The organism is Rhodococcus sp. LB1, from assembly GCF_001583455.1.
GTDB classification, from domain to species: Bacteria; Actinomycetota; Actinomycetes; order Mycobacteriales; family Mycobacteriaceae; genus Rhodococcus_F; species Rhodococcus_F opacus.
Genome location: NZ_LTCZ01000159.1, coordinates 24,617 through 30,616, shown reverse-complemented (window position 1 = coordinate 30,616; position 6,000 = coordinate 24,617). Strand labels below are relative to the sequence as shown.

Below are 6,000 nucleotides of genomic sequence, written 5' to 3'. Positions count from 1 at the left end.
GACCGCGGTCGATTCACGATCAGATCGACGACACGTCCACCGTCTCCTCCGACCGGCTGGTGGTTGCCGGCCGGTAGGTTTCGCGGGCGGAAGCGATCGCCCAGATACTCAGGACACCGGCAACGGTCACGTAGGCGCCGACCGAAAGCACGGTGCCGGTCCAGGCGAACAGGCTCGTTGCGATCAGTGGAGCGAACCCGCCGCCCAGGACTGCGCCGAGTTGGTAACCGAGGGACGCGCCCGAGTACCGCACCTCGGCGGGGAACATCTCATAGTAGAAGGCGGCCATCGGGCCGTAGAGTGCGCCCAGTGTGATTCCAGGGAGCAGTGCCGCGAACAGCATCAACAAAATGCTGCCGGTGCCGAGGAGCAACACGAACGGGAACGCCGACGCGGTGGTCGCGACTGCCGCGATCAGCAGGACTCGTTTGCGCCCAACCTTGTCCGACACCAAGGCGAACATCGGAATCGAGGCGACGGTGACTGCGCTGGAGATGAGAACCACCCACAGTGCCGTCGACTTCGACACACCCTCTGCTGTGGCGAACGAGACGAGGAAAACCGTCACGATGTAGTAGTACACCTGAACGACCAGGATCATCCCCGCTGCCTGCAGGACCTCGCGGGGGTGCTCACGCAGCGCAGTGACGATCGGTGACCTCGGCCGCACCGGAACATCGGCGGACTTCTGCTCGGCCGCCCGCGCCTGCAACTGCTTGAACTCGTCGGAGTCCTCGATGGTGATCTGGATGTAGAGACCAAGGGCAACCACAATCGCACTCAGCAAGAAAGGGATGCGCCAGCCCCAGGATTGGAGTGCCTCCGTGCTCATCGATGCGACGACGACCAGAAACACGAGATTGGACAGGATCACCGCGAGCGACGGACCCACCTGCGCGAAGCTGCCGAAGAAACCACGCCTATGCGGTGGGGCGTTCTCGGTCACGATCAGCATGGCCCCGCCGTACTGTCCGCCGACTGCGATCCCTTGCACTGCGCGCAGCATCAGCAGAATCACCGGAGCGGCGATTCCGATCTGCGCGTAGCTCGGAATCAGTCCGATCAGGAAAGTGGCCACGCCCATCATCAGCATCGCGACGACCAGCATGGCCTTGCGTCCGAGGCGGTCGCCGTAGTGACCGAAGATGATGCCACCGAGGGGCCGGAACAGGAACCCGACACCAAAGGTTGCAAACGCCGCGATCGTACCGACGATCGGGCTGACCTCGGGGAAAAACACCTTGTTGAAGACCAGCGCCGCCGCGGTCCCGTAGATGAAGAAGTCATACCATTCGAGCGTGCTGGCGCTCAGAGCCGAGACCAGCAACCGCCGAAGGCTCTTGCCTGCAGCCATGGTGATCAGCTCGGGTTCGGGTTGAAGGTGGACAGGACCAGGTGGCCGCCGTCGACTGGGAGCTCGACTCCGGTGACTCGGCGCGCGGCGTCGGAAGCGAGGTACACCACAGCTCCGCTGATCTCGTCGGGCTCGATCAGACCTCCGATCGCGTGCCAATGGCGCGCCGCGGCCTCGTGGTCGGCGCGGGTGGAGCCCGGCTTTCCGCCGGTCATGTCATAGCAGCCCTGCCAGTTCGTCATCGCAGTGTCGACAAATCCGGGCAGGATCGCGTTGACCCTGACGCCGTAGGGAGCGAACTCCAATGCGGCGGCTTTCATCAGACCGAGCGCACCGTGCTTGGCCGCGGTGTAGTGAGCGGCGCCGGCCTGCGCCTCCACCCCGTTGACCGATGCGGTGATGATCACCGATCCCGATCGCTGCGTGATCAATTGCGGTGCTACCGCTCTCAGGGTCCGCCACACTCCATTGAGGTTGACGTCGATGGTATCGAGCCAGTCCTCGTCGGTCAGATCCCACAACGCTCCGCGGGTCCAGATGCCGTGATTGATCACCACGATGTCGATGCTCCCGAACGCGGCAACCGTCTCCGCCGCCGCAACATCGAGTGCGGATGACGAACGCGCATCCGTCCTGTGCGTGGCGACCCGCACACCCAGCGAACCAACGGACTTCGCCGCGAGCGTGAGATCCTCCTCGGTCGACAGCCCGTACTGGACCGAATCGATTTGCTCGCAAATATCGAGCAGGACGATGTCCGCGCCCTCGTTCGCGAGTGCGTGTGCGTGTGCCAGCCCCTGGCCGCGTGCGCCGCCGGTAACCAGCGCGACCTTCCCCTCGAGAGTTCCCATATCCACGATCCTTTCGATGCCGACGTCTTGATCGCTACGAACGGTAGGTGTGCCGCGGGTCACACGATGTCCTACTTCGCTACACCTCTGCCGAGCCAACGTCCCGCCCATACACAACAGCGGGACGGGGTTCGACATCGATCACCGAACCCCGCCCCGCTGCAATGCAAATCAGCCCACGCTCACGGCACGCTCCGCCTCGAACTGCTTCTGAGCGGCCGCCTGGCCGGCGGCGGTGGCATCGGCACCGGCACGGTTGCTGTTGACCACCTGGTCGTAGCCCCGCTGACGCGAAGTGCGCGCGCCACGGAACTCCGGCGCGACCCGCTCGGCGATCAGCTCGAAGCTCCGCAGCGCGGCCGGCTGCGGAGCCCACTCACCGTGCAGAACGAGGAACTTTCCGAATCCGCCGGACTTCTCCTGCAACCGCTCGATCTGTGCGATCGCCATCTCCGGAGTACCGATGACAGCGAGGCCGCTCTCATTGACACCGTCGATCAGCGTGTCGACGTCCGGAGCGGGATCGAAGCCCGGGGTAACGTGCGAGAGATAGTTCATCAAATCCAACAGCCCGTGCCGGCAGTCCGCCCGCGCCTGTTCCTCGGTCTCCGCCACATGCATCAGACCGGTGAGACGCCACTGGTCACGAGACACGGTGCGTCCGTTCTCGGCTGCGATCTGCTCGGCGATGTCCCAGTGGCCTGCGAGCAACTCGACGCCCATCGGGTTGGTGGCCGCGAGCGAGAGGATTCCTGCCCCGTACTTTCCCGCGAGCTTCGGGCCGGTCGGCGACACCGTGGCGGTGACAGCCTTCTCGATGGTCGAGTACGGCGCAACGTGCAGGTAGGCGTCCTGGATCTTGTACCAATCCGTCTCCTCCGTGACCGTCTCGCCGTCGAGGAGACGGTGAATCACGTCGAAAGCCTGCTCCATCTTCCGCCGGCTCTCTACCGGGTCGATGCCGATCATGCGGGCGTCGTCTGCGAGCTGACCGGGGCCCGCCCCGAAGATCACGCGTCCGCGGCTGAGGTGGTCGAGCAACACCAGCCGGTCAGCAATCATGAAGGGGTGGTGATAGGGCAGCGAGACCACCCCGAGGCCCAGTTTGATCCGTGACGTCCGCTGAGCGGCGGCAGCGAGGAACATCTCCGGTGAGGACACGATCTCCACACCGCCGGAGTGATGCTCACCGATCCAGAACTCGGCGAAGCCGAGCTTGTCCATGTGCTCGACGAGCTGCAGGTCCTGGTGGATCGCGGTGTTCGCATCCGTCTCGATCTTGTGCCACGGAGCGAGGAATGCCCCGAAGCCGACGGTTGCGCGTGGGTTGCCCATGATTTCTCCTGATCGACGTATCCGTATGACGGGACTCTGCTCTGTGGTCACCAGCATCCAGCCGATCGCCGTACTGTGATGTAGCGCATTCGGACACCACCGCCTGCAGGGCTGACGCCCGAAATCTTTCCCGGTTGCACTGTCCGCAGCTCGCGCTTCCACACATGACGGTGGCAAACCGGATGTCCCGCAGGTGGCTCTAGCAGTGCATCATCCACCGGTGAGTCCCGTGTCCCAATATCAGACAAGTGATTCGCCCTGATAGCACCGAAACTGTCTACCGCCACGGATCGTGGCGGCAATTCCGTGGAGGAGAAGTCATGGACAGGACTGATCGGCAAATCGCACAGTTCGTCGTCATGTGGGCGCCATATGGGTGGCCGCCGGCAGACAGAACGTTGGTGGAGTTCGGCATGTCGTCCGAGCGTCTCCACGTTCGTTGCATCGAGATCATCGGCGCGGCGCGGCGAACTCGTGAATTGGCGCCTGATGAAAGAGAATTAGTCGGCCAACTCGTTTCCATAATGATGCGACGTCGGATCAAGCGAATCTTCGATCGCGTCGCGTAGGCGTATGGAGGCTGTCCAGGAAAGCGACCAACAACAAACCGTCTAGTGAGACACGTTGGCATGAGCAACAACAACGCACTCCCGAGACCACCACGCCACGCGAGCACGGCTGGGCGCCCCTGGGCTGCCGACGGAGCCGCTGCCGATCACGACATCCTCGACTTCGCCGTACTGTGGGCGCCGATCGGCGGCCCATCAGCCCAGCACATACATGCGGCCTTCGGACTCGCAGCCGCGCACTACAGTCACCGCCTCGATGAGGCGGTGCGACGCTACCGAACTCAAAGAGCGAGTCGATGCGCCGAACGTACATACTTGGTGTATTCGGACTCTGTACTCACGGCGATATCGTGTGGCACCGCTGCAAGGTTTACGTGAGCGCTTTGCCTCCCAGTTTTGTGACCGACGAGCCTCGCGCAGCACTACAGGCGGGAAATTGCGGTGCGCGCCCGGCGAAGCCTGACCAGCCTTCCTCCCTGGCCCGGGCCCCCAGGTGCGGTTGTGAACCGTCTGTAAGTGTTTGTAGTGGCTGGCCCGGGGCTGGCTGGCAGGATCGGTGTCGTCGTCGCGACTGGGTGTGACCCCTGAACCGCATGGCCCTTTCGGGGTGCACTTTCCAGGATCTGTCCACTCGGTCGAGACGGCGACGCCGACCCGGTCTCGCTTCGGTGGCTTGATCAGAAGCCTGCCCGACCCGTGTGCGCGGGTCGTGGCCCGTTACAGGCCTGCCTCGAAGTGTTCTTCCCGGGCCGACGCCGACACGACGTCACCCTTTGGGAAGGAGATCCGTCGCAATGCCTATCGTTGCAGATCAGTACGAGTTCGTCATCGGGGTCGATACCCACGCCGCTACCCACTCACTGTCGGTTGTCACCGCCGCGACCGGTGCAGTCGTCGACCAATCAATGTTTCCTACGAACCCATCCGGGCTCGAGCGAGCGGTGACATGGATCAGTCGTCGCGTGGGTGAGCACGCGACTCTGGTGGTCATCGAAGGCGTCGGTTCCTACGGAGCCGGTCGCGCCGAGCGGGTCCTCGGTTCCGGATTGGCCGTCGTCGAACCCGCCGCGATGCCAGCCGCGCACCGCCGCGGAATCGGCAAGACCGACTCACTCGACGCCGTCCGGATCGCCCGGTCGGTGCTCGCGGTCGACATCTCCCGGCTCCGCTGGCCACGCGCCGAGGGTCCCCGCGCCGCGCTTCGGGTCCTGGTCGTGGCCAGAGAACAAATGGCCGGCGAGCGGACCCGAGCAGTCAATGCGCTCACCGCCCTGCTCCGGATCACCGACCTCGGTATCGATGCGCGCAAAGCTCTGACGCGCAAACAGATTGATGCGATATCTACCGGGCGTTCCCGATCGGAGGACGTCACCATGCACACGTGCCGGCAGGAGGCGGTCCGGCTGGCGAAGCGAATCCGCGCCCTGGATGCCGAGTTGATCGACAACAGGAAGGCACTCGACTCTGCCGTGGGCTCGGTCGCACCGGAACTGCCTGAGTTACCCGGCGTCGGATCGGTGGTCGCGGCCTCCGTGCTCATCGCCTGGTCTCATCCGGGCCGTGTCCGTTCCGAAGCCGCGTTCGCAGCCCTCGCCGGGACCTGCCCGATACCGGCGTCGTCGGGGAACACGATGCGTCACAGACTCAATCGTGGAGGAGATCGACGACTGAACCGGGCGCTGACCACCATCGTCCTCGTCCGGATGCGCACCCACCCCGACACCCGCGCGTATGTTGCCCGGCGCCGCCGCGAGGGTCGCACGACCAAGGAGATCATGCGCTGCCTGAAGAGGTACATTCTTCGGCAACTGTTCCGAACACTGACCGCTGCATACCCGGCCCCAGCATGACTTGACGGATATAGAAGCATCCTGGATCGAGTGGAGACTTC

Annotated in this window: 5 protein-coding genes; 2 read left to right on the top strand and 3 right to left on the bottom strand. The window is 64.1% G+C overall.

Translation table 11 applies throughout. The features are described from left to right. Positions 1-19: 19 nt before the first annotated feature. The 3 genes from AZG88_RS22270 to AZG88_RS22260 all read right to left on the bottom strand — a co-directional run bounded on the left by AZG88_RS22270 (position 20) and on the right by AZG88_RS22260 (position 3,540). Positions 20-1,354, bottom strand: coding sequence for an MFS transporter (locus tag AZG88_RS22270; RefSeq protein WP_061699103.1), 1,335 nt, complete (start codon positions 1,352-1,354; stop codon positions 20-22). Positions 1,355-1,359: 5 nt separating this feature from the next. Continuing rightward, positions 1,360-2,205, bottom strand: coding sequence for a mycofactocin-coupled SDR family oxidoreductase (locus tag AZG88_RS22265; RefSeq protein WP_061699101.1), 846 nt, complete (start codon positions 2,203-2,205; stop codon positions 1,360-1,362). 171 nt (positions 2,206-2,376) lie between these two features. After that, the gene (locus AZG88_RS22260) at positions 2,377-3,540 is read right to left on the bottom strand and encodes an LLM class flavin-dependent oxidoreductase (protein ID WP_061699099.1); all 1,164 of its coding nucleotides are present in this window, start codon (positions 3,538-3,540) and stop codon (positions 2,377-2,379) included. Positions 3,541-3,860: 320 nt separating this feature from the next. Between AZG88_RS22260 and AZG88_RS53920 the strand changes: the two genes are divergently transcribed. Continuing rightward, positions 3,861-4,109, top strand: coding sequence for a hypothetical protein (locus AZG88_RS53920; protein ID WP_061699096.1), 249 nt, complete (start codon positions 3,861-3,863; stop codon positions 4,107-4,109). A gap of 794 nt (positions 4,110-4,903) precedes the next feature. Beyond that, positions 4,904-5,959, top strand: a complete 1,056-nt coding sequence (locus AZG88_RS22250; RefSeq protein ID WP_061699094.1) for an IS110 family transposase — start codon at positions 4,904-4,906, stop codon at positions 5,957-5,959. Positions 5,960-6,000: the final 41 nt, after the last annotated feature.